This is a genomic window from Streptomyces sp. SID14478 (genome assembly GCF_010548525.1).
In the GTDB taxonomy this organism is placed as follows: Bacteria; Actinomycetota; Actinomycetes; order Streptomycetales; family Streptomycetaceae; genus Streptomyces.
This window is the reverse complement of the sequence record NZ_JAAGMG010001127.1, coordinates 1-1,070: the sequence shown is the minus strand read 5'-3', so window position 1 is coordinate 1,070 and position 1,070 is coordinate 1. Positions and strand designations below refer to the sequence as shown.

Genomic DNA, 1,070 nt, shown 5'->3' with positions numbered 1-1,070 from the left:
CCGTGTTCGGGGAGTCGGCGGGCGGTGGGAGTGTCGCCGCGCTGCTCGGGGCGCCCGCGGCCCGGCCGCTGATCCACCGGGCGGTCCTGCAGAGCCCGCCGCCGCGCGCGGTGCGCTCCGCGGCCGAGGCCGGTGCGGTGGCGCGGGCCTACGCGGCCGTACTGGAGGAGCGGAGGGGCATCACGGATGTCCGGAAGGCGAGTGTCGGGCAACTTCTGCAAGCTCAGGAGGAGTTGATCGGCCGTCATCCGGTGCAGGACATCCCCTTCACGCCGGTCGTGGACGGGTCCGTGCTGCCCCTGCATCCACTGCGGGCCCTGCGCAACGGGTCCTGCGCCCACATACCCGTCATCGCCGGGACGAACGAGCACGAGGGCCGGCTGTTCGTCGGTCTCGGCCCCGCCGTGACGCAGGCCGGTTTCGAGGATGCGCTCACCGCGGCCTTCCCCGACCCCGACCGGCGGGAGCGGGCACGTGCCCTCTACCGTGCGCATGAAGGCAGTGCGCGCGAGGCGCCGAGCGGGAACCTCGCGGCGCTGGTCACCGACCGGCTGTTCCGCGAGCCGACCGACGCGTTCCTGGACGCGGCCGCCGAGGGCGGCGGGCGCGTGTGGTCGTACCTGTTCCAGGAGCCCACGCCGGTGCTCGGCGGCGGGTTCGGCGCCACGCACACGCTCGACATTCCCTACGTGTTCGACGTGCTGGACGGACCCGGCCTCGACGCCTGGCTGGGCGGGGCGCCGCCGCAGCGCCTCGCGGACGCGATGAGCGGGGCCTGGGTGCATTTCGCCCGCGAAGGGGCGCCGGCGCATCACCTGCTGCCGCCGTGGCCGCGGTTCACCTCGGGCGAGCGGGCGACGATGCTGCTCGGCGGGGACGCGGCGGGGCCGGGCGGGGGCGACCGGGTGGGCACGGTGTCGTTTGACCCGTTCGGGGACCGGAGGAAGCTCTGGGGTGAGGTCACCTCCGATTTGCACGATTAATCCCATTTTCGGCGTTATCGTCGCCGCGTGATCAGCTCTCTTCGTCGCACCGCACTGACCTGCGCCCTCGGCGCCCTCGTGCTCGGC

The 1,070-nt window shown here is 73.7% G+C and carries 1 protein-coding gene; it reads left to right on the top strand.

Annotated features, from left to right (window positions below; translation table 11 throughout):
• A partial coding sequence (locus G3I40_RS36200; protein WP_164559072.1) for a carboxylesterase family protein occupies window positions 1-983 on the top strand: 983 nt, incomplete at its 5' end.
• Window positions 984-1,070 lie beyond the last annotated feature (87 nt).